This window comes from Nocardioides sp., assembly GCF_041393715.1.
GTDB lineage: Bacteria > Actinomycetota > Actinomycetes > Propionibacteriales > Nocardioidaceae > Nocardioides.
Map to the genome: position 1 here is coordinate 234,338 of NZ_JAWKJQ010000006.1, position 20,768 is coordinate 255,105.

At 72.4% G+C, this 20,768-nt stretch carries 18 protein-coding genes; 6 read left to right on the forward strand and 12 right to left on the reverse strand.

The window, feature by feature from the left end; all coding sequences use genetic code 11:
* The first annotated feature begins 133 nt into the window (after positions 1-133).
* The gene (locus R2740_RS11745) at positions 134-703 is read left to right on the forward strand and encodes a PadR family transcriptional regulator (protein ID WP_371302866.1); all 570 of its coding nucleotides are present in this window, start codon (positions 134-136) and stop codon (positions 701-703) included.
* A complete protein-coding gene (locus R2740_RS11750) occupies positions 700-2,742 on the forward strand; it encodes an NADPH-dependent 2,4-dienoyl-CoA reductase (RefSeq protein WP_371302867.1) in 2,043 nt (680 codons plus the stop codon). Before R2740_RS11745 ends, R2740_RS11750 begins: the two co-directional genes overlap by 4 nt.
* A 50-nt stretch (positions 2,743-2,792) precedes the next feature.
* Here the strand turns inward: R2740_RS11750 and R2740_RS11755 are convergent, their stop codons facing one another.
* Complete coding sequence (locus R2740_RS11755) at positions 2,793-3,404, reverse strand: sulfotransferase family 2 domain-containing protein (RefSeq protein WP_371302868.1); 612 nt, start codon at positions 3,402-3,404, stop codon at positions 2,793-2,795.
* 55 nt (positions 3,405-3,459) lie between these two features.
* On the opposite strand from R2740_RS11755, the gene R2740_RS11760 reads away from it, so the two are divergent.
* Positions 3,460-4,635, forward strand: a complete 1,176-nt coding sequence (locus R2740_RS11760) for a MalY/PatB family protein (RefSeq protein ID WP_371302869.1) — start codon at positions 3,460-3,462, stop codon at positions 4,633-4,635.
* Positions 4,636-4,675: 40 nt separating this feature from the next.
* Here the strand turns inward: R2740_RS11760 and R2740_RS11765 are convergent, their stop codons facing one another.
* The gene (locus R2740_RS11765; protein WP_371302870.1) at positions 4,676-5,635 is read right to left on the reverse strand and encodes a class I SAM-dependent methyltransferase; all 960 of its coding nucleotides are present in this window, start codon (positions 5,633-5,635) and stop codon (positions 4,676-4,678) included.
* Between the two features lie 103 nt (positions 5,636-5,738).
* Between R2740_RS11765 and R2740_RS11770 the strand changes: the two genes are divergently transcribed.
* The gene (locus R2740_RS11770) at positions 5,739-7,052 is read left to right on the forward strand and encodes a UDP-glucose/GDP-mannose dehydrogenase family protein (RefSeq protein ID WP_371302871.1); all 1,314 of its coding nucleotides are present in this window, start codon (positions 5,739-5,741) and stop codon (positions 7,050-7,052) included.
* 29 nt (positions 7,053-7,081) lie between these two features.
* Here the strand turns inward: R2740_RS11770 and R2740_RS11775 are convergent, their stop codons facing one another.
* From R2740_RS11775 to R2740_RS11800, 6 genes are all read right to left on the reverse strand, one after another.
* A complete protein-coding gene (locus R2740_RS11775; protein ID WP_371302872.1) occupies positions 7,082-7,357 on the reverse strand; it encodes a hypothetical protein in 276 nt (91 codons plus the stop codon).
* Complete coding sequence (locus tag R2740_RS11780; RefSeq protein ID WP_371302873.1) at positions 7,339-7,770, reverse strand: glycosyltransferase family 2 protein; 432 nt, start codon at positions 7,768-7,770, stop codon at positions 7,339-7,341. Before R2740_RS11780 ends, R2740_RS11775 begins: the two co-directional genes overlap by 19 nt.
* Positions 7,767-8,420: a hypothetical protein gene (locus R2740_RS11785; protein WP_371302874.1), complete on the reverse strand. Its 654-nt coding sequence runs from the start codon at positions 8,418-8,420 to the stop codon at positions 7,767-7,769. The genes R2740_RS11780 and R2740_RS11785 overlap by 4 nt, the downstream gene beginning before the upstream one ends.
* 177 nt (positions 8,421-8,597) lie before the next feature.
* Positions 8,598-9,881, reverse strand: a complete 1,284-nt coding sequence (locus R2740_RS11790) for a hypothetical protein (protein ID WP_371302875.1) — start codon at positions 9,879-9,881, stop codon at positions 8,598-8,600.
* Entirely contained in the window at positions 9,878-10,849 is a 972-nt protein-coding gene (locus R2740_RS11795; protein WP_371302876.1) for a hypothetical protein, read from the reverse strand. Before R2740_RS11795 ends, R2740_RS11790 begins: the two co-directional genes overlap by 4 nt.
* A 6-nt stretch (positions 10,850-10,855) precedes the next feature.
* Positions 10,856-11,953: a sulfotransferase family protein gene (locus tag R2740_RS11800; protein ID WP_371302877.1), complete on the reverse strand. Its 1,098-nt coding sequence runs from the start codon at positions 11,951-11,953 to the stop codon at positions 10,856-10,858.
* 144 nt (positions 11,954-12,097) lie between these two features.
* Here R2740_RS11800 and R2740_RS11805 point away from each other — a divergent pair, with 144 nt between their 5' ends.
* The gene (locus R2740_RS11805; protein ID WP_371302878.1) at positions 12,098-12,745 is read left to right on the forward strand and encodes a sulfotransferase; all 648 of its coding nucleotides are present in this window, start codon (positions 12,098-12,100) and stop codon (positions 12,743-12,745) included.
* Between the two features lie 96 nt (positions 12,746-12,841).
* Here R2740_RS11805 and R2740_RS11810 read toward each other — a convergent pair whose 3' ends face one another.
* The 4 genes from R2740_RS11810 to R2740_RS11825 form a co-directional block, all read right to left on the reverse strand.
* The gene (locus R2740_RS11810; protein ID WP_371302879.1) at positions 12,842-14,173 is read right to left on the reverse strand and encodes a GH1 family beta-glucosidase; all 1,332 of its coding nucleotides are present in this window, start codon (positions 14,171-14,173) and stop codon (positions 12,842-12,844) included.
* A 163-nt stretch (positions 14,174-14,336) separates the two neighbouring features.
* Entirely contained in the window at positions 14,337-15,341 is a 1,005-nt protein-coding gene (locus tag R2740_RS11815; protein ID WP_371302880.1) for a DUF2332 domain-containing protein, read from the reverse strand.
* 9 nt (positions 15,342-15,350) lie between these two features.
* Positions 15,351-16,796: a glucose-6-phosphate dehydrogenase gene (zwf, locus tag R2740_RS11820; RefSeq protein ID WP_371302881.1), complete on the reverse strand. Its 1,446-nt coding sequence runs from the start codon at positions 16,794-16,796 to the stop codon at positions 15,351-15,353.
* A 61-nt stretch (positions 16,797-16,857) separates the two neighbouring features.
* Entirely contained in the window at positions 16,858-18,315 is a 1,458-nt protein-coding gene (locus R2740_RS11825) for an NAD-dependent succinate-semialdehyde dehydrogenase (RefSeq protein WP_371302882.1), read from the reverse strand.
* A 338-nt stretch (positions 18,316-18,653) separates the two neighbouring features.
* Here R2740_RS11825 and R2740_RS11830 point away from each other — a divergent pair, with 338 nt between their 5' ends.
* On the forward strand, positions 18,654-20,756 hold the full coding sequence (locus R2740_RS11830; RefSeq protein WP_371302883.1) for an elongation factor G-like protein EF-G2: 2,103 nt from the start codon (positions 18,654-18,656) through the stop codon (positions 20,754-20,756).
* Positions 20,757-20,768: the final 12 nt, after the last annotated feature.

The window sequence follows — 20,768 nt, forward strand, 5'->3', positions numbered from 1 at the left end:
GTCAGCGCTGCGGCTGATGGTGGCCCGAGTGCACCACGGCGTGGCCACGCCCCCGGCCGATCATCCAGCGGTTCACGGGCCCCGCGAGAGGCAGGGTTGCAACTCGTTGCATACCTGTCCTACCCTTCCGCTCATGGCTCTCGAGCACGCGCTGCTGGTGGCGCTCAGCGAGCGCCCCGCCGCCGGGCTCGACCTGGCCCGCCGCTTCGAGCGGTCGATCGGCTTCTTCTGGCACGCCACTCATCAGCAGATCTACCGGGTGCTGGCCCGGATGGAGGCCGACGGCTGGCTGGATCGGGAGTTCGTGGAGCAGTCCGACCGACCGACCAAGAAGGTGTACGCCGTCTCCGAGCAGGGCCGCCGGGTGCTCGCCGACTGGCTGGCCACGCCGACCCCCCTCGAGCCGCTCCGTTCTGACCTGGCGGTGAAGATGCGCGGCGCCTCGCGCGGCGACCGCGAGGCGGTGCTCGCGGTGGTCCGCGGCAACCTCGCCGACCACCGCACCCGACTCGCCCACTACGACCAGCTGGCCGCCCGCGACTATCCCGTGCCGGCCGAGCTGTCCGGCCAGGACCTCGACAGCTATCTGGTGCTGCGCGGCGGCATCCGGCTGGAGGAGTTCTGGATCGGCTGGCTCGAGGAGTACCTCCTGGCCTACGCCGACACACCGTCCGACCACCCCGTCCCCGAGGGAGCCCGATGACCCAGCACGCCACACCACCCGACTCGGCCTACCCCCACCTGATGAGCCCGCTGCGGCTCGGGTCGCTCACCCTGCGCAACCGGCTGGTGATGGGCTCGATGCACACCGGTCTCGAGGACCGGGTGTGGGACCTGCCCGCCCTGACGGCGTACTTCGTCGAGCGGGCCCGCGGCGGCGTGGGCCTGATGATCACCGGCGGCTACGCCCCCACCCGCCGCGGCTGGCTCAAGCCGCTGGCCTCCGACATGACCACCCGCCTCCAGGCGATGCGACACCGCGACCTCACCGGAGCCGTCCACGACGCCGGTGGGGCGATCGCCCTACAGGTGCTGCACGCGGGCCGCTACGGCTACCACCCGCTCAGCGTCAGCGCCTCCGCGATCAAGTCGCCCATCACGCCGTTCAAGCCCTCCGCCCTGTCGACCAAGGGCGTCGACCAGACCGCGACGGCGTTCGCGCGCACCGTGGCCCTCGCGCAGAAGGCGGGCTACGACGGGGTCGAGATCATGGGCTCCGAGGGCTACCTGATCAACCAGTTCCTCGCGGCGCGCACCAACCACCGCGACGACGAGTGGGGCGGCAGCGCGACCGCGCGGATGCGCTTCCCCGTCGAGGTGGTCCGCCGGGCCCGCGAGGCGGTCGGCGACGACTTCCCGATCGTCTACCGGATCTCGCTGCTCGACCTGGTCGAGAACGGACAGACCTGGGAGGAGACCATCGAGCTGGCCCACCTGCTCGAGGAGGCCGGCGTCACCGTCCTCAACACCGGCATCGGCTGGCACGAGGCGCGGGTGCCGACCATCATCACCCAGGTCCCGCGCGCCGCCTGGCGCTCGCTGACCGCCCGCCTCAGGGCCGAGGTGGCCGTGCCGGTCTGCGCGTCCAACCGGATCAACACCCCCGAGGTCGCCGAGGAGATCCTGGCCGCCGGAGACGCGGACCTGGTGTCGATGGCGCGGCCGCTGCTGGCCGACCCCGACTTCGCGGCGAAGGCCGCCGCCGGCCGCGCCGACGAGATCAACACCTGCATCGGCTGCAACCAGGCCTGCCTCGACCACGTGTTCAGCAACGACAAGGCCTCGTGCCTGGTCAACCCCCGCGCCTGCCGAGAGACCACGTTGGTGCTCGTCCCGGTCCCGGCGGCCGAGCGGCGCCGCACGGTCGCCGTCGTGGGCGCCGGACCCGCCGGCCTGGCCGCCGCGGTGTCCGCCGCCGAGCGCGGCTTGGCGGTGACGCTGTTCGAGGCCGGGCCCGAGCTCGGCGGCCAGTTCCGGCTGGCGATGGCGATCCCCGGCAAGGAGGAGTTCGCCGAGACGCTGCGCTACTACCGACGGCGGCTGGAGGTGCTCGGGGTCGAGGTCCGCCTGTCGACACGCGCCACCGCGGCCGACCTGGCGGCGTACGACGAGGTGGTGGTGGCCACGGGCGTGGTGCCGCGGGTGCCCCACATCGCCGGGCTCGACCATGCGTCCGTCGTGTCCTATGCCGACCTGCTGTCCGGCCGCGCGACCGCGGGGCCCCGGGTGGCGGTGATCGGCGCCGGCGGGATCGGCGTCGACGTCGCGCACTACCTCACGCACGAGCCCGGCGAGAGCCTCGACGACTGGATGGCCCACTGGGGCGTCGGCGACCCCGCCGAGGAGCGCGGAGGGCTGACCGCGCCGCGCCCGCGCAAGCCCGTGCGCGAGGTGACGCTGGTGCAGCGCAAGACGACGCCGATCGGCATCGGGCTCGGCAAGACCTCGGGGTGGGCGCACCGCGCGGTGCTCAAGCAGAGCGGGGTCCGGATGGTCTCCGGGGCGTCGTACGACCGGATCGACGACGACGGGCTGCACCTGAGCGTCGACGGCGCGGCCAGCGTGGTCGAGTGCGACACGGTGGTGGTCTGCGCCGGCCAGGAGTCGGTCCGCGATCTCTACGACGCGCTGGCCGAGAGCCGCGGATCCGGCCTGCACCTGATCGGCGGCGCCGACGTCGCCGCCGAGCTGGACGCGAAGCGCGCGATCGAGCAGGGCACCCGGGTGGCCGCGGCGCTCTGACCCGACCGCCGCTGGGGGTGGTTGCTGGTCTCGACGGCAGCGCGCCGCGCTCAGAACTCGTAGCCGAAGAGGTCGATGTCCTTGGCGAAGATCTCGCCGACCCGCTTGCGGGTGGCGTCGGTGTAGTAGCTCTGGTGGGTGCCGTGCCTGCTCACGTTGTGCTGCTCGGGCTCGATCAGCGGCAGGTTGAGGCGGGCCAGCACCGCCCGGATGTCGGCGTTGAACGTCTCGGTGCGGCCGATGAAGTCGGCGCGCCGGTGCGGCGTCGTGAGGTAGTCGATCTGCGGGGTGCGCAGCCGGCGGAAGTCCTCGGGTCCGCGGGTCACGAACTCCTCGAAGTCGTGGTAGGAGTCGGCGGCGACCCAGAACGGGTTGAGCCGCTTGTCACCGTGGTCCTTGCCGGAGCGCGGGCCGTTGAACTTGTTCCACTTCTCGATCATCGACCACCACGAGACCATCCGGGTCCACGGGTTGCGGACGAAGCCGAAGGTCCAGTAGCCGTGCAGCTCCGGCTCGTTCTTGAGGATCTTCGCCAGGGTCGCGTGCCGGGCCGCCACCGAGCGCAGGTCGTCGATGTGGGCTCGCAGCATCCGGTCGATCGAGACCCCACCGGTCTTCTGGACGTGCACGAACAGCATCCGGTGGTGGTCGGAGATCAGCACGGGTGCGAGGGTACACGTCCGCAGGCCCGCCGAGACGGGTCGTAGGCTCGCGTTCGTGACCCCCGCAGCCGCCCCGACGAACGCTCCGGACCTGATCCGCGACCTGACCGACGAGGAGGCCCGCCGGGCGCTCGCGAAGTGGGGGATGGCCGAGCCGGACGTGCTGCCCGCCTGGGTGGCCGAGATGGACTACGCCCTGGCTCCCGTGGTGCACGACGCCCTGCGCGAGGCCGTGGACGCAGGCGTCACCGGCTACCCCCGGTTCGAGACCGGCGGCGAGCTCGGCGAGGCGTACGCCGGCTTCGCCGAGCGCCGCTACGGGCAGCGGGTCGACCCCGACCAGGTGCTGCCGGTCGTCGACGTGACCGCGGGGGTGCGGGTGCTGCTGGACGTCCTCTGCGAGCCCGGCCCACTCGTGTGCCCGGTGCCGATGTATGCACCCCAGCTGTCCATCGCGGAGGTCACCGGCAGGCCGCGGGCCGACCTGGTCCTCGACCCCGACGCGGAGCGCGCCGAGATCGACCTGGACCGCCTCGACCGGCTGTTCGCCGATGGCGCTCGCACCCTGTTGCTCACCCAGCCGCACAACCCGTGGGGCCGGGTTTTCACCCGTGCCGAGCTCGAGGGCATCCGCGATGTCGTGCTGCGCCACGGCGCCCGCGTGATCAGCGACGAGATCCACGCACCCCTGGCACTGCCGGGCGCCGAGCACGTGTCCTACCTCGCGATCGAGGGCACCGCCGACCACGCGGTGGTCGTCACCGCCGCGTCCAAGGCGTTCAACACGCCCGGCCTGCGGTGCGCGCAGATCGTCACCGCCGACCCGGCCACCCGCGACCGGCTGCTGAGCATCCCCTACGTCCGCAACGACTCGTGGTCGCCGCTGGGCGTGGTCGCCGCGGTGGCGGCCTACGCCCACGGCGACGCGTGGCTGGACGCCCTGCTTGCCCGGCTCGACGGGCAGCGTTCGCTGTTCGGCCGGCTGCTCGCCGAGCAGCTCCCCGAGGCGCGGATGCGACCGCTGGAGGGGACCTACCTCGCCTGGGTCGACCTGCGTGCCTACGGCTTCGACGACCCCGCCGAGCGCATCCTCGTCAAGGAGCGCGCGTGGCTGAGCCCCGGCCACGACTACCACCCCGGCCTGCCGGGACACCTGCGGGTCAACCTCGCCACCTCACCCGCGCGGCTCACCGAACTGGTGCGCCGGATGGCGGCCGGCCTCGGCGACTGAGGTGCTGGGCGACTGAGGCGCTGGGTCCTCGGCGCCGGCGTCAGGACGTGCGGCTCACCCGCAGCAGCGTCGCCCGGCCGTGCGTGCGCGCCTGGGTCAGCCGCCGGCCGGCGTACTCCTCCTCAAGCCAGCGCCGCACGATCCTCTTCTCCGCCGGCCGGTTGGTGTCGTCGAGGACCACCAGGGCGCCGTCGGCGAGCCGGTCGGCCAGCAGCGGGAACGCCGGGAACCGGGCCTCGTCGGCGATGGTGCCGATCGGCCCGTCCACGAAGAGGATGTCGATCTCGCCGATGTCGGGAAGGCCGCTCAGGTCGTACCACGGCGCCGTGCTGCCGTCGGGCAGCGTCACGTCGACGAGGGGCGCGTCGACCACGGCGCCGAACTGCTCCACACCGTGGGCACGCAGGTAGCCGCGGGTCTCCTCCGCGAAGCCGGGGTCGGCGTCGAGTGCATAGACGTGCCCGCCCGCGCCGCGGTGCTTGAGGAGCAGCGCCTCGAGCACCGTCGAGGACCCCGACCCGCAGTCGAGCACGGTCACCGGACCGGGGGCCCGCTCGATCTCGTCGACGAGGGCCAGGATGCTGCGGGCCGTGGCCGCCCAGCCGCCGAGCGCGGGCAGCGGCGCCTCGGGGTCGGCGGTCTTGGCCACCAGCCGCTGGAGGTACGCCGTGTCGCTGGGCAGCTGGTCGAGGTGCCGGCGTACGCCCGCGAGGTCGCGGCGCACCCGCTCCCCCTGTCGCCGGACGACGTCGCGGTTGCGGTCGAAGAGTGCGGCGAGCCGCTCCTGCTCGGCCCCGCGCTGCCGACCCTGCCTCGCCACCAGGGCCATCCGCTTCTCGAGCTTGTCGAGGCGCAGGTGGATGGCCGTCAGCGCCACCGCCAGCGCGAGCATCCCGAGTCCGGCCGTCTCGCGGAGCTGGCCGAACTCCGCCGCGACGGCGGCCAGGAGCGCGATGCCGGCGGCGACGGGCAGGGCCAGCCGGAGCAGGCGGTGCAGCATGGGGTCGACGTCCTTCGCGGGGGAGGCAGGTCGCGGTCAGCCTAGGGCACGAGACCTGGCCCGGGGCACGGCTTCGGCTCGGAGCCTCCCTAGACTCGTCGCCGTGCGCATCACGGTGATCGGCTGCGGCTACCTCGGAGCAACCCACGCGGCGAGCATGGCCGAGCTCGGCCACGAGGTCCTCGGCGTCGAGACCGACGAGGCGCGTCGCGCGACCCTGGCCGCGGGGGAGGTTCCGTTCTACGAACCCGGGCTCGCCGAGCTGCTCGGACGCCACGTCGCGTCCGGCCGGCTGCGGTTCACCGGCTCCGCCGCCGAGGCCGCCGACTTCGGCGATCTGCACTTCCTGTGCGTGGGCACCCCCCAGTCGGCCTCGGGGCTGGGTGCCGACGTCAGCCAGGTCGACGCAGCGATCGACGCACTCGCCCCCCATCTGACGCGGCCGGCGCTCGTGGTCGGCAAGTCGACCGTGCCGGTCGGGACCGCGGCCCGGCTGGCGGCCCGGCTGGCCGAGCTCGCCCCCGCGGGGGAGCGGGCCGAGCTGGCGTGGAACCCGGAGTTCCTGCGCGAGGGGTTCGCGATCAAGGACACCCTCGAGCCGGACCGTCTGGTGTTCGGTGTCGGGTCGGCGTCGGCGGAGCGGACGTTGCGCGACTTCTACGCGCCGATGATCGACGCGGGCAGCCCCGTCGTGGTCACCGACTTCGCCACCGCCGAGCTGGTCAAGGTCGCCGCCAACGCGTTCCTGGCCACGAAGATCTCCTTCATCAACGCGGTGTCGGAGATCTGCGAGGTCACCGGCGCCGACGTGGTCGACCTGGCCGACGCCATCGGTCACGACGCCCGGATCGGCCGCCGCTTCCTCAACGCCGGCATCGGCTTCGGGGGCGGCTGCCTGCCCAAGGACATCCGCGCGGTCCTGCACCGGGCGGGCGAGCTCGGCGTCGATGACGCGATGAGCTTCCTGCGCGAGATCGACGACATCAACCAGCGCCGCCGGGAGTACGTCGTCGGGCTGGCCACCTCGATGCTCGGCGACTCGCTGATCGACCGCCGGATCGGCGTCTGGGGCGCGGCGTTCAAACCCGACAGCGACGACGTCCGCGACAGCCCGGCCCTCTGGATCGCCGGCCACCTGCAGCTGCGCGGAGCCCAGGTCTCGGTCTACGACCCGCGCGCCGGCGAGAGCGCCCGTCGGGTCTTCCCGACGCTGACCTACGCGTCGTCGGCACTCGAGGCGGCCACCGACGCCGACCTGCTCCTGCACCTCACCGAGTGGCCGGAGTTCCGCGAGCTCTCCCTCGACCAGGTGGGCTCGGTCGCTCGCGGGCGACGCCTGCTCGACGGTCGCAACGTGCTCGACCTGGCCGCCTGGCGGGCGGCCGGGTGGGACGCCCGGGGGCTGGGCCGACGCTGAGCCGGGCTGCCGGCCGCCATCCTCGGAGGCTAGGGCCTGTCGACGCCGAGCAGCCGGCTGGGGGTGAACCCCTCCCAGCGCGACCGCAGCCGCTCGGGGTCGAGGAAGAAGTCGAGGTCGGCCTGCCAGGTGTGCCCCGCCTCACCGCGCCGGAACAGGTAGCCCAGCCCCTGGGTGCGATAGACCGACCCGCCGGCGGCGAGCAGGTCAGCCAGCAGCGAGGCGTCGACGTACCTCCGCACCGGCCGGAAGCTGCCGAGCTCGCGCAGCGTCTGCCGGGAGATCATCATGGTGCCGCCGGCCACGAACCGGCCGAACTCCTCCGACCCGTCGTTGCGGCGCACGGTGGTGTCGAGGGCTCGAGGTAGAGGTACTCCGCGGGCATCCCGACCAGGTCGGCGCCGCTGTAGCCGCGGGCCAGCAACAGGTCGGTGACGAAGTCGGGGCCGTACCAGTCGTCGTCGTCCATCTTGAGCACCAGGTCGCCGGAGGCGGCGGCCACGCCGGCGGCGAGCACGTCACCGAAGAGCATGTCGGCGGGCTGCGGCACCACCACGGTGCGCACCTGCGCGCCGGCCAGCTCGGCGACCCGTGCGGCATCGGCCTCCCACCCGTGCGGCGCCAGCACCAGCTCGAGCTCCAGGCCGCGCTGGCGGCGCACCTGCGCGAGGAAGTGCTCCAGGTTGTCCGCGCGCTTGGTGGCCGCGACCACGCTCACGCTCGGTGAGTACGGCGGCCGCAGCCGCGCCCGGTCGCGACCCGAGCCCGCCAGGCCGGCATCGAGAACTCCCGCAGCGCCGCCCGCCGCAGCACCACCGAGTGCTCCTCGCGGGCCAGCTCGTCGGCCAGGTCGACCGGGGCCGCGAGGGCCGCGACCACGTCGTCGCCCAGCAGGTCCCCGGCCCAGGTCGGGGCCGTGCCCACCAGCGGCACGCCCGCCATCGCGAGCCCGGCGACGGTGCGGGCCAGCCCGAGGTCGCGGGTCTCCGGCCAGGTCACCTCGACCCCGAGGTGGGCGCGCAGCGCGTGCATCATCTCCTCGGTCGCCCCCCGCACCGGCGTCGAGACCAGCTCCCGCCCGGGAAGCCGCAGCACCGGGGCGCCGGCGGGGCCACCCTGCGACGTCACCCCCAGCGACGCCACCGGCTCGCCGACCACCCGCTCGAAGCCGATCGGGTTGAAGATGCGCTCCTCCAGCGCGCCGATCGCCAGCGCGCCCGAGGACTCGTCGACGACCACCGGGGCCCGCCCCGTGACGTGGTGCTCGCCGAGGGTGAGGTCGGCCTGGTCGCTGACGATCACGTCGGGCGGCACGTCGCGGTCGGCGTCGGTCGCGGCCTCGAGCTCGTCGAGCCGGATCGCGTGCACCTCCCCGGGGAGCGACGGCGCCGCCGTGCACGCCGACGCGCAGGCCCGTGTGCGGCGTCAGGCCACGACGGACGGCCTGCCGGGCGAACTCCGACAGCACCGCCTTGCCGGCCATCCAGTTGGAGAAGCGGGCGACCGTGACGTATTCATGCCGGTCGCGACGGGTGCTCATCATCGTCATCCGCGGCCAGTCGTCTCGGGGGTCAGCGTGACCACCTCGTCGGCGTACTCCAGGAAGACGCCGACGTTGCGGGTCGCCCGCGTCGCGGGCAGCCGGGCGACCGCGCGCTGCAGCGCGTCGCGGTCGGGCACGATCAGCACGATGGTGCCCCAGCGGCCGGTGTCGGGCACCGACTCGGTGGGCAGCTGGACGACCGTCGCGCCCTCGGGCAGCCGCGGGGCCAGGTGGGCGCAGTCGGGGTGCACCAGGCCCAGCACCGGCTGGGCCGCGTTGCGCAGCGCCACCTGCAGCGGGTCCATCGCCCGACCGGGGTCGTCCGCGGGCTTCCCCGCGGCCACCCCGGGAGACCCGGCAGCGGCCGGACGCGGCCGCCCGACCAGCGGCCGCTCGGCACGCGGCAGCCAGGTGTTCACGACGTGGTCGACGATGTGCACGCCGGGCGGCGCCACGATCTCGACCAGCCCCTCGATCTCGGCCCCCCTCCCCTGCCGCACCGCCTGGTCGATCTGCCACTCCCGCAGCTTGCGCGGGGAGCGGCGGGCGTTGAACTGCGACGGGTCGGTCCAGTGCGAGAACTCGTCGGCGTCGAGCCACTTGAGCTCCACCGCGAGGCCGTCGGGCAGCACCAGCCGCTCGGCCCGCTCCGGCCACTCGCGGACCTCCCACTCGAAGGCCTTGACGAAGGTGTAGTCGGGTCCCATCGGATAGACCCACGGCTCCAGGAACGACTTGCCGAGGTCGAGCCATCCGGTGCGCTCGTCGACCACCGTGAGCGGGTGCCGCGGGATCACCACGACCGCCTCGCGCCCCTCGAGCTGCCACGACAGGTCGCGCAGCACGTCGACGCCGTCGGCGGTGAGCACCATGTCGCCGTCCCACTTCATGGAGTACGCCGTCCGCACCTGGCCGAAGGACCAGTTGTAGAAGTGCGTCAGCGAGTGCACCGAGTCGGCCGGGGTCTCGCGGTGCTCGGCACCGGCGCGACTGACCCGGAACGGATAGCTCAGCCCCCGGTAGCGGTCGAGGGCGCCGCACTCCTCCGCCACGTCGTGGCCGACCTCGCCGGTCCCGTCGTCGCTCAGGTTGTCGACCAGCACGACCCGCTGCACGGCCCGGAACATCGGCGGCAGCACCCACGGCAGGTTGCGGGCCTCGTTCTTCACCCGGAACACGCAGGTCAGCCCGGGCTCCAGCGGCCCGTCGTGCCACGGCCAGGTCACGTCGAAGGCCGGGTCACCCTCGCGACAGGCGATGTCGGGGTGGCGCTCGGGGCCGCTCACGAGGCCGTCCTCCGCGGCTCCTCGATGCTGCGGTCCACCAGCGGCCGCGGCGCCTGCGGCAGCCAGGTCCGGGTCACGTGGTCGACCACGTGGACCCCTGCGGGCGCCTCGACCCGGATGATCCCCGGCTGTCCCTCCCAGCGGCCGGCGGCCAGGTCGGTGAACAGGTGGTACTCCCGCCGCTTGCGTCGGGTGCGGGCGCTCTCGGCGAACGCCTCGGGGCTGGTCCAGTGGGCGAACTCGTCGGAGTCCAGCCACTTCAGCTCCACCGAGCTGCCCTCGGGCAGGCGCAGGTGGCGCGCCGAGTCGGGATAGAGCCGCAGCTCCCACTCGAAGGCCTTCACGTGGAGGTAGTCGGGACCCATCGGATAGCCATAGGGCTCGGCGTTGGCGAAGCCCAGGTCGAGGTAGCCGACCCGCTCGGACTCGACGTACAGGCTGTGCCGCGGCACCGAGAGCACCACGTCACGACCGGGCAGCTGCCAGGCCAGGTCGCGGAGCAGCTCCTCACCGTCGCTGGTGAGCACCATGTCGCCGTCCCACTTCAGGGAGTACGCCGTCCGCGCATGGCTGAACGCCCAGTTGTAGAAGTAGGTCAGCGAGTGCACCGAGTCGGCCGGGGTGTGCAGGTGCTCGGGGCCGCAGCGGCTCACCGCGAACGGGTAGTCGGTGACCGTCAGCCGGTCGCCGGCCCCCAGCTCCTCGACGACCTCGGCCGCGACCTCGGGGGTCCCGTCGTCGGAGCCGTTGTCGACCACCACGATCGCCTGACAGCTGCGGACCAGCGGCGGCAGCACGAACGGCAGGCTGCGCGCCTCGTTCTTGACCCGGAGCACGGCCGTGGTCGCCTGGGGGAGGCGTTGGTGGTCGGGCAGCTCGGCCCACGGCCAGGTCGCGGCGAAGTCGTCGCGACCCTCGCGGTTGACCAGGCGGCTCCGGGCGTCCGGCGCCGCGGGCGCGCGACTCATCCGCTGTCAGCGCTCCCGGCCCAGGGCCTTGCGCAGGCCCCGGCGGACCGGGCCGGGCACCGCCGCGCGCACGCCGTGCGGGATGCGGTCGACGCGACGCGCCGGCACCGCCGCGGCCGGGGCCGCGGGTCGCTGGCCGGCCCGCCTGGCCGCGATCACGCTGGACTGCGCCAGCGCCTCGGACTCGTCGTAGAGATCGGTGTAGGCGACCCGGAGCTGGTCGAGCGTCGCCCGCACCTCGGCGGTGTCCCCGTCCGGCTCGGCCATCGCGTCGAGCGCCTGCCAGGTCTCGTCGGCGACCTCACGCAGCCGCGGTGGCACCTGCAGGTCCTCCCACGTCGCCTGCACCCGGCGCAGGCTCGGGTCGATGAAGTTGTGCACCTTGCGGATGTCGTTGGCCGAGGCGGTCTGCACCCCCTGGAGGCCGAACTGCTCACCGATCGCGAACAACGGCACCGTCCAGTCGCTGAGCAGGTCGTGGTAGCGCACGAAGGCACGGACGCCCTCGCGGGTGGCGCGCTCGGTGTGCAGCATCATGTTGACCCAGGCGGCGGTGCGGCTGACCTCACCGAAGCGCGAGGAGTAGTACTTCTGCTTGCTCCCGACCACCTCGGTGACCGGCCGCAGCATGGTGATGTACGACGGCGTGGCCCCGGCGCGGACCGCTGCCCCGCGCCACAGGCCCAGGAACCACGAGAGCCGCGGGTCCTTGACCACCAGCTCGCTGCCGCCCTCGGCGAACTGCTCCTCCAGCCAGCGGTGCAGCCGCTCGCGGAGCTCCTCGTCGGTGGCCAGCTTGCCGGCCTCGAACCACGCCGAGGGGCGCGCGTCGGAGACCTGCACCTGGCAGCGGCGGAGCAGCTCGTCGTGGAGGTCCACCACCCACTGCGGCTCGCCGAACCCCTTGGGGTTGGTGTCGTCGGCCCTCACCTCGGGCTGGGGCACGTGGATGCCGAGGGTCTGCAGGGTCCCCGACATGGTGCTGGTGCCGCTGCGTCCCGAGCCGACGACGAAGACGAGTCGCCGGCCGGAGGGGTCTGCGCTGCCTGAGGAGGACGTCGCGCCGGTCGCGGCCCCGGGCGTCGCTGCCGTGCTGCTGGACATGGCCGACAGCCTACGGCGTTCCCCTGGGTGCTCCCGACCCGCCGTTCACCGCGACATGCGGGAAATGGTCCCGCGAGGTGTCGATGGCGGCTGCGCGAGCCGAGCCGCCCGGAGGGAGTCCGGCCGTGCCCTAGGGTGCGGGGTGTGTCGGAGCCGGCGTACCTCTTCGTGATGACCTACGGCCGCTCCGGGTCGACGCTGCTGCAGGGCCTGCTCAACGCACTCCCGGGCTATCTCATCCGCGGCGAGAACCGCGGCGCGCTGCGCGGGCTCTACGACTTCCACACCACCTGCGTCGCCGAGGCGGGGCACCGCAACCCCGAGCGCACCGCGCGGCCGACGATGCCGTTCTTCGGGATCACCGGATATCCCGCGGCCGAGGCGCTGACCGGGATCCGCCGGCTGGTCACCGAGACGCTGCTGCGCCCGGAGCCGGATACGCGGGTGACCGGGTTCAAGGAGATCCGCTGGGCCTACGACGACCTGCCGGACTACGTCGAGTTCGTGCGAGCGGTCTTCCCCGGCGCGCGGTTCGTCGTGAACACCCGCGACCTCGCCGCCGTCGCCCAGAGCAAGTGGTGGGGCAAGCGCGACGACGCCGCCGCGGTGCTCCGCGAGACCGAGGCGCGCATCCTGCGCGTCGCCGACGCCCTCGGGGACGCGGCGTACCGCGTGCACTACGACGAGTACGTCGCCGACCCGGCGACGCTGCATGGGCTGCACGACTGGCTCGGTGAGCCGTTCGACCTGGAGCGGGTGCGCGCGGTGATGGACGTCAAGCACTCGTTCTAGCTCGGGCGGCCACTTCCCGCATGTCGGGGGGCCATTCCCCGCATGTCGGGGGGCCATTCCCCGCATGTCGGGGGGCCATTTCCCGCATGTCGGGCGTCAGCGGGTGGCGGCGATGACCCGGGAGTACCAGTCGAAGGAGCGCTTGGGGGTGCGCTGCTGGGTCTCGAAGTCGACGTGCACCAGCCCGAAGCGCTGGGTGTAGCCCTCGGCCCACTCGAAGTTGTCCAGCAGGCTCCAGGTGTAGAAGCCCCGGATGTCCAGGCCGATCCGGACCGCCTCGGCCACCGCCCGCAGGTGCGCGTCGAGGTAGTCGATCCGGGCCTGGTCGTCGACGACCCCGTCGGCGTCCGGCCCGACGCCGTAGGAGGCACCACACTCGGTGATGTAGACCGGCGGGATCGCGGCGCGGTAGCGCGCCCGCATGGTGATCAGCCACTCACGCAGGGCGTCGGGCACGACCGGCCAGCCGAAGTCGGTGGTGGGGTAGCCGACGATCGGCAGCTGCTCGAAGGGCAGCTCGGCGTCCTCCGGGGTCGCGGCGATCTTCAGCGGGTTGTAGTAGTTGAGGCCGTAGAAGTCGAGCGGCTGCCGGATCAGCGCCAGGTCACCGGGCTCGATGAACTCGTCCATGAACGGCGCCAGGTCGACCGGGTAGCGGCCGAGCAGCATCGGCTCGAGGTAGAGCCCGTTCCAGAGCTGGTCGAAGAGCTTCGTCGCGCCGATGTCGGCGTCGGAGTCGGTGGCCGGCCACATCGGCGCGTGGTTGTTGGCGCACCCCACGCTCTGGGCGCCGGCCTCGCGCAGCGCGATGGCCGCGCGTCCGTGGGCCAGCAGCAGATGGTGGGCCACCGGCAGGGCGTCGAACAGCAGCTGGTGCCCCGGCGCGTGCACACCGGTGGCGTAGCCCAGCATCGTGACGACGTTGGGCTCGTTGATGGGGACCCAGTGCTCGACGCGGTCACCGATCCGCTCGGCGACGATCCGGGCGAACTCGCCGAAGACGCCGGCGATGTTGCGGTCCAGCCAACCGCCCCGGTCCTCCAGCTCCTGCGGGAGGTCCCAGTGGTAGAGCGTGACCATCGGCTCGATGCCGGCCTCGCAGAGCTCGTCGACGAGCCGGTCATAGAAGTCGAGACCCGCCTCGTTGACCTCACCGAAGCCGAGCGGCTGGACCCGCGGCCACGAGACGGAGAAGCGGTAGCCCTTCGCGCCGAGCTGCTTCATCAGCGCGACGTCCTCGGGATAGCGGTGGTAGTGGTCGCAGGCCTCGTTCCCGGTGGATCCGTCGATGATCCGGTCGGGCAGGTGCGCGAAGGTGTCCCAGATGGACAGGCCCTTGCCGTCGTCGGTCCAGGCTCCCTCGATCTGGTACGCCGAGGTGCTGGTGCCGAACACGAAGCCCTCCGGGAGCTCCGGCAGCTCGGTCACGGCTCGCTCGTCTCGGGACACCCGCACCTCCTCTCGGATCTCGTCGCTGAGGAGCCGCGACGCGGCACCACTCGCGGGTGGCCCCGACCCTAGCCGCCGCGGCCAGTCCTCGCCGCCGAAGGCGCACCTCAGGTCCCGGCCCTCTAGCCCGGCTGGATGAGCATCAACCCAGCCACCGCAGCGCCCGGCCGTGACCGTGCGTGCGGGCGAGGGCCTGGCCGTCGAGGCCGAGGACGAAGTGCAGGTCGTCGTCGGTCCCGGCCCCGCGGGGAGCCGTGGCCGACACCTCGGGCAGCACCCGCCGGCCCTCGTTGCTCACCCAGTGGCAGGCGCCGGAGGCGACCAGGCCGGCCATCAGGTCGGCGAACCGACGCCGGGCCGGCTCGTCGAGATAGGCGACCACCGCCGTGTGGAACACCACGACCCGGCCGAACGCCTGCGCCTCCTCCACCAGCAGCGGCAGCTCGTCGAGCAGGTCGCCCCGGACGAGGTACGGCGGCTCCGCGGCGGCCACCTCGACCGCCCGGCGCAGGCGGACCCGGCGGTCGTGCTGCTCGGGCCAGACCAGCATCTCCAGCCAGTCCATCGCGTCGGCGTCGTGGACCGACAGGGGATGCAGGTCGATCCCGGCCCGCCAGCCGACGACCGGCGGCGTGTCAGGCAGGGGCACCGGCCCCGCGACGTCACACCGGAGCTCGGGACCCTCCCCCAGGGACTCCTCCCGGGGCGGCTCACCGGCCCACCGCCATCGGTGGCGGTAGCGGTCCGGGAACAGGCACAGGCCGGCGCTCGCCCCGACCTCGATCAGGACCAGCGGCTCCGCGGTGTCCCGCGCGGCCAGGCCGAACGCGGGCAGCAGGGTGGCCAGCCGGCCCACCTCGTTGGTCTGGGTACGCCGGCTCCGGATGGTCGCCTCGATCCGCCCGTCGTCACCGAGCAGGGCGTCGCGCAGGCCGGCGTACGGTCCGGGGGCGGGGACGCCGTGCCAGCGCGCAGCGGCGAAGACCAGGTTGGGCTGCTGCTTGACCCGGGGCAGTCGCGTCAGCCACGAGAGGACGTCGTCGTCCTGAGCCACCCCGAGGGACCAGGCGGCGAAGTAGGGCGAGTCGGCCGCGGCGTGCCCGGCGAACTCGCGGTACTGCTCGACCAGGTCGCCATACAGGTCCACCCGGCGACGCTACTTCTTGTCGCGCCAGGTCCGCTCGAAGGGCAGCCGCCAGGTGTGCGGGGCGATCAGCTGGTGGATCTGGTTCGGGCCCCACGAGCCCTCGGCGTAGGGGCGCACCGGGGGCATGTCCTCCAGCAGCGGCGCCGAGACCTCCCAGAGACGCTCGACGCCCTCCGCCGTGGTGAACAGGGTGTGGTTGCCGTTGACCGCGTCGAGGATCAGCCGCTCGTAGGCCTCGAGCACCGACCCGGCCCAGCCGGTCTCCGCGATCGCGAACTGCATGGAGAGCTTGTCGAGCCGGAAGCCCGGACCGGGCCGCTTGCCGTAGAACGACAGCGACATCTTGCCCTGATCGGCGAGGTCGAAGGTCAGGTGGTCGGGGCCGTGCTGGCCGATCCCGGAGCCCTCCGGGAACATCGACTGGGGCGGCTCCTTGAAGGCGATCGAGATGATCCGCTGGCCCTCGGCGAGCTTCTTGCCGGTGCGCAGATAGAACGGCACCCCGGCCCAGCGCCAGTTGTCGACGTAGCAGCGCAGCGCGATGAAGGTCTCGGTCTCCGAGTCGGGCGAGACGCCGGGCTCACTGAGGTAGCCGGTGTACTGCCCGCGCACCACGTCGTCGGGCGAGATCGGCAGCATCGAGCGGAAGACCTTGTTCTTCTCCTCGGTGATCGCGAGCGGGTCCAAGGAGGTCGGCGCCTCCATCGCGGTGAACGCGAGGATCTGGAAGAGGTGGGTGACCACCATGTCGCGATAGGCGCCGGTGGCCTCGTAGAACGACGCCCGCTGCTCCAGACCGAGCTGCTCGGGCACGTCGATCTGGATGTGGTCGATCATGTTCCGGTTCCAGACCGGCTCGAACAGCCCGTTGGCGAACCTGAAGGCCAGGATGTTGAGCGCCTGCTCCTTGCCCAGGAAGTGGTCGATCCGGAAGATCTGGGTCTCGTCGAAGACCTCGTGCAACGCGGAGTTGAGCCGCCGGGCCGAGGCGAGGTCGGTGCCGAACGGCTTCTCCATGATGATCCGGCTGTCGGTGTGCAGCCCGGCCTCCGCCAGGGTCTTCACGACCGCCAGCGCCGCGGCCGGCGGCACCGAGAGGTAGTGCAGGCGCAGGAACCCGCCCGGGTTCACCGACTCGGCCTCCTCCACCGCGGCGCGCAACGTCTCGGGCGAGCCACCGGGGGTGAAGAAGAGCGTCTGCGCGAAGTCGTCCCACTGCTCCTCGGTCACGTCGCTGGCGTACTCCTCGAGCGCCTTGCGTGCGAAGGCGACGAAGGAGTCGTGGTCGAAGTCCTCCAGCGAGGTGCCCAGCACCCGCAGCTCCGGCAGCAGACCGGTGCGCTGCAGGTGGAACAGGCCGGGCAGCAGCTTGCGCTGCGCCAGGTCTCCCGTCGCCCCGAAGAGCACGACGGTGGTGGGCTGCCCGGCGCTGCCGGGCGGTGGCGGCTTGCTCATGGAGGCCACCCTGGCACTCCGGGCGGCGCCGTGGGTAACCCCTTCGTGAAATCTCGCCGGCTCAGGTGGCCGGCAGCGCGACGTACGTCGTCTCGAGATACTCCTCGATGCCCTCGAAGCTGCCCTCACGACCGAAGCCGCTGTGCTTCATGCCGCCGAACGGCGCGGCGGCGTTGGAGATCAGTCCGCTGTTGATGCCGACCATGCCGAACTGCAGCGCCTCGGAGACCCGGATGGTGCGGGCCAGGTCTCGGGTGTAGACGTAGGACGCCAGGCCGTACTCCGTGCTGTTGGCCCGCTCGATGGCCTCCTCCTCCGTGGTGAACGTCGCGATCGGCGCCACCGGACCGAAGATCTCCTGGGCGATGATCTCCGCGTCGCTCTTGACGTCGAGCAGCACGGTGGGCTGGAAGAAGTGACCCGGGCCCTCGGGAGCCTGGCCCCCGACGACCACCCGGGCCCCCTCGACGACGGCGTCGTTGACCATCTGCCGGATGGAGGCGACCGCCTTGTCGTCGATCAGCGGCCCGACGTCGACCCCGGCGTCCTGGCCGCGGCCGACCTTGAGGGCACCCATCCGGGCACCGAGCTTCTCGGCGAACTCCACGGCCACCGACTCGTGGACCAGGAACCGGTTGGCGGCGGTGCAGGCCTCCCCCATGTTGCGCATCTTGGCGATCATCGCGCCGTCGACGGCGGCATCGACGTCGGCGTCCTCGAAGACGATGAACGGCGCGTTGCCACCGAGCTCCATGCTCATCCGCTGCAGCTGGTCGGCCGACTGCCGCACCAGCACCTTGCCGACGACGGTCGACCCGGTGAAGCTGACCTTGCGCAGCCGCGGGTCGGCCATCAGCGCCTCGGAGATCGCCGGCGAGGTCGTGGTGGTGACGACGTTGAGGACACCGTCGGGCAGCCCGGCGTCCTGGAGGGCGCCGGCCAGGGCCAGCATCGTGAGCGGGGTGAGCTCCGCCGGCTTGACCACCATCGTGCAGCCGGCGGCGACGGCCGGGCCGATCTTGCGGGTGCCCATCGCCAGCGGGAAGTTCCAGGGCGTGATGAACAGGCACGGGCCGACCGGCTTGCGGATGGTGAGCAGGCGGGTGCCGCCGGCGGGGTTGTGCATCCAGCGACCGTGGATGCGCACCGCCTCCTCGCTGAACCACCGGAAGAACTCCGCGCCGTAGGCGACCTCGCCCTTCGCCTCGGCGACGGTCTTGCCCATCTCCAGACTCATCAGCTCGGCGAAGTCGTCGGCCCGGTCCATGATCGACTCGAACGCGCGGCGCAGGATCTCGCCGCGCTCCCGGGGGGCCGTCGCCGCCCAGCCCGCCTGGGCGGTCGCGGCGGCATCCAGCGCGGCCCGCGCGTCCTCCGCTCGACCGTCGGCCACATCCGTCAGTGTCGAACCGTCAGCGGGGTCAAGCACAGGGAAACGGCCGCCTCCGGCGGCTTCCTGCCACTGACCGCCGATGAAGAGCGCCCGACGTCCGGGCGTCAACAGGTCCAGACCAGTCATTTCGATTTGCCTCTCGCGCGTGCCAGTTCGTCAATTCCCCGGACAAGCCCCGTTTTTAGTACGATAGTCGTGTTGTCTGCCGGAGAAACCGGCGGGCCCCAGAGCCCCGGGCTCCTCGCTGACCCCATGCAGCGAGGGGCCCGGTTCTGTATTTCCGGGCGCTACGCCGGCCCGGTCCGGGGCGCAGCCGACCGCCCCGCGGCGCCCGGTGATGTGATCTCGGCGACCCTCGGGCCGCCAGCCCCGGGGGACCCTTGTGCTGCGCTCGGAACAGGAGTTGGTTGGGAGTCGAGACTTCCCGCAGCACGAACCAGCACGACCCTGACCGGAGGTGCGTCATGGCAGACAAGGCGAAGGACCGCAGACCAGCCGGGCAAGATCTCGAGGCGAGCAGCCCCGACCAGATCCGCAACGTCGCGCTGATCGGACCCGGCGGGTCGGGGAAGACCACCCTGGTCGAGACGCTGCTCGCCTCCGTCGGAGCGATCCCGCGCGCCGGGTCGGTGCGCGAGGGCACCACGGTCACCGACTTCGAGGAGGCCGAGCAGGCCCATGAGCGGTCGATCTCCCTGGCCCTCGCGCCGCTGGTCCACGACGGCGTCAAGATCAACCTGATCGACACCCCCGGGTACGCCGACTTCGTGGGCGAGCTGCGCGCCGGCCTGCGGGCCGCCGACTGCGCGCTGTTCGTGGTCGCCGCCAACGAGGGCGTCGACGACGCCACCCGCACGCTGTGGCGCGAGTGCGCCGAGGTGCGGATGCCCCGCGCGGTGGTGATCACCAAGCTCGACCAGGCGCGCGCCGACTACGACGGCGTCCTGCTGCAGGCGCAGGACGCGTTCGGCGACAAGGTGATGCCGCTCTACCTGCCCGTCCGCGACGGCGAGGAGGTCACGGCGCTGGCCGGCCTCCTCTCCCCCAGCGAGCACGCCGACGACGAGCAGCGCGGCTCGCTGATCGAGGCGGTCATCGAGGAGTCCGAGGACGAGACCCTGATGGAGCGCTACCTCGGCGGCGAGGAGGTGGCCGAGGACGTGCTGGTCGCCGACCTGGAGAAGGCGGTGTCCAAGGCGACGTTCTTCCCGGTGGTGCCCGTCTGCTCGATGTCGGGCGTGGGCTGTCGCGAGCTGCTCGACCTCGCGAGCCGCGGCTTCCCGTCGCCGCCCGAGCACACCAGCCCCGACGTCTTCACGCCGGCCGGCGCCGAGACCGACCCGATCTCCTGCGACCCCGGCGGTCCCCTGGTCGCCGAGGTCGTGAAGACCACCAGCGACCCCTACGTCGGGCGGCTCTCGCTGGTGCGGGTCTTCTCCGGCACCCTCGAGCCCGAGGCGACCGTGCACGTCTCGGGCCACTTCACGTCGTTCTTCGGCGAGGACAGCGGTCACGAGGACCACGACGAGGACGAGCGGATCGGCGCGCTGTCCTATGCCTTCGGCCGCACCCAGGTGCCGACCACGCGGGTGGTCGCGGGCGACCTGTGCGCGATCGGCCGGCTGAGCCAGGCAGAGACCGGCGACACGCTGTCGTCCCCGGAGGCCCCGCGGGTGCTGCGTCCGTGGTCGATGCCCGAGCCGCTGCTCCCCGTCGCGATCGAGGCACGCTCCAAGGCCGACGAGGACAAGCTGTCCACCTCGCTCAACCGGCTGGCCGCGGAGGATCCGAGCCTGCGCATCGAGAACAACGCGGAGACCCACCAGCTGGTGCTGTGGACGATGGGCGAGGCGCATGCCGACGTGATCCTCGAGCGACTGGCGTCGCGGTTCTCCGTCCACGTCGACCAGACGCCGTTCCTGGTGTCGCTGCGCGAGACGTTCGCCGGCGCCGGCAAGGGCCACGGCCGGCACGTGAAGCAGTCCGGAGGCCACGGCCAGTACGCCGTCTGCGACGTCGAGGTCGAGCCGCTGCCCGAGGGATCGGGCTTCGAGTTCGTCGACAAGGTCGTGGGCGGCGCCGTCCCGCGTCAGTTCATCCCCTCGGTCGAGAAGGGCGTGCGGGCGCAGATGGAGCGCGGCGTGCGCAACGGCTATCCCGTGGTCGACCTCCGGGTCACCCTCACCGACGGCAAGGCGCACAGCGTCGACTCCTCCGACATGGCCTTCCAGATGGCCGGCTCGCTGGCGCTGCGCGAGGCGGCCGCCGCGACGAACGTGACCATGCTGGAGCCCTACGACGAGGTGTCCGTGGTGGTGCCCGACGACCACGTGGGCGGAGTGATGTCCGACCTCTCGTCACGGCGCGGCCGGCTGCTCGGCACCGACAAGATCGGCGACGACCGGACCTTGATCAAGGCCGAGGTCCCGCAGACCGAGCTGGTGCGCTACGCCATCGACCTGCGGTCCTCGACCCACGGGGCCGGCACCTTCACCCGCTCCTTCGCGCACTACGAGCCGATGCCGGAGGACGTCGCCCGGTCGGTGACGGCACGCGAGACCCGCTGACCGAGAGGCAGA

Bases quoted from the DNA above. Each gene is read 5' to 3' on its own strand.
- R2740_RS11745 (WP_371302866.1), top strand. From the start codon at position 134: ATGGCTCTCGAGCACGCGCTGCTGGTGGCGCTCAGCGAGCGCCCCGCC.
- R2740_RS11765 (WP_371302870.1), bottom strand. From the start codon at position 5,635: ATGCTGCACCGCCTGCTCCGGCTGGCCCTGCCCGTCGCCGCCGGCATC.
- R2740_RS11795 (WP_371302876.1), bottom strand. From the start codon at position 10,849: ATGAGTCGCGCGCCCGCGGCGCCGGACGCCCGGAGCCGCCTGGTCAAC.
- zwf (WP_371302881.1), bottom strand. From the start codon at position 16,796: ATGAGCAAGCCGCCACCGCCCGGCAGCGCCGGGCAGCCCACCACCGTC.
- R2740_RS11800 (WP_371302877.1), bottom strand. From the start codon at position 11,953: ATGTCCAGCAGCACGGCAGCGACGCCCGGGGCCGCGACCGGCGCGACG.
- R2740_RS11830 (WP_371302883.1), top strand. From the start codon at position 18,654: ATGGCAGACAAGGCGAAGGACCGCAGACCAGCCGGGCAAGATCTCGAG.
- R2740_RS11825 (WP_371302882.1), bottom strand. From the start codon at position 18,315: ATGACTGGTCTGGACCTGTTGACGCCCGGACGTCGGGCGCTCTTCATC.
- R2740_RS11750 (WP_371302867.1), top strand. From the start codon at position 700: ATGACCCAGCACGCCACACCACCCGACTCGGCCTACCCCCACCTGATG.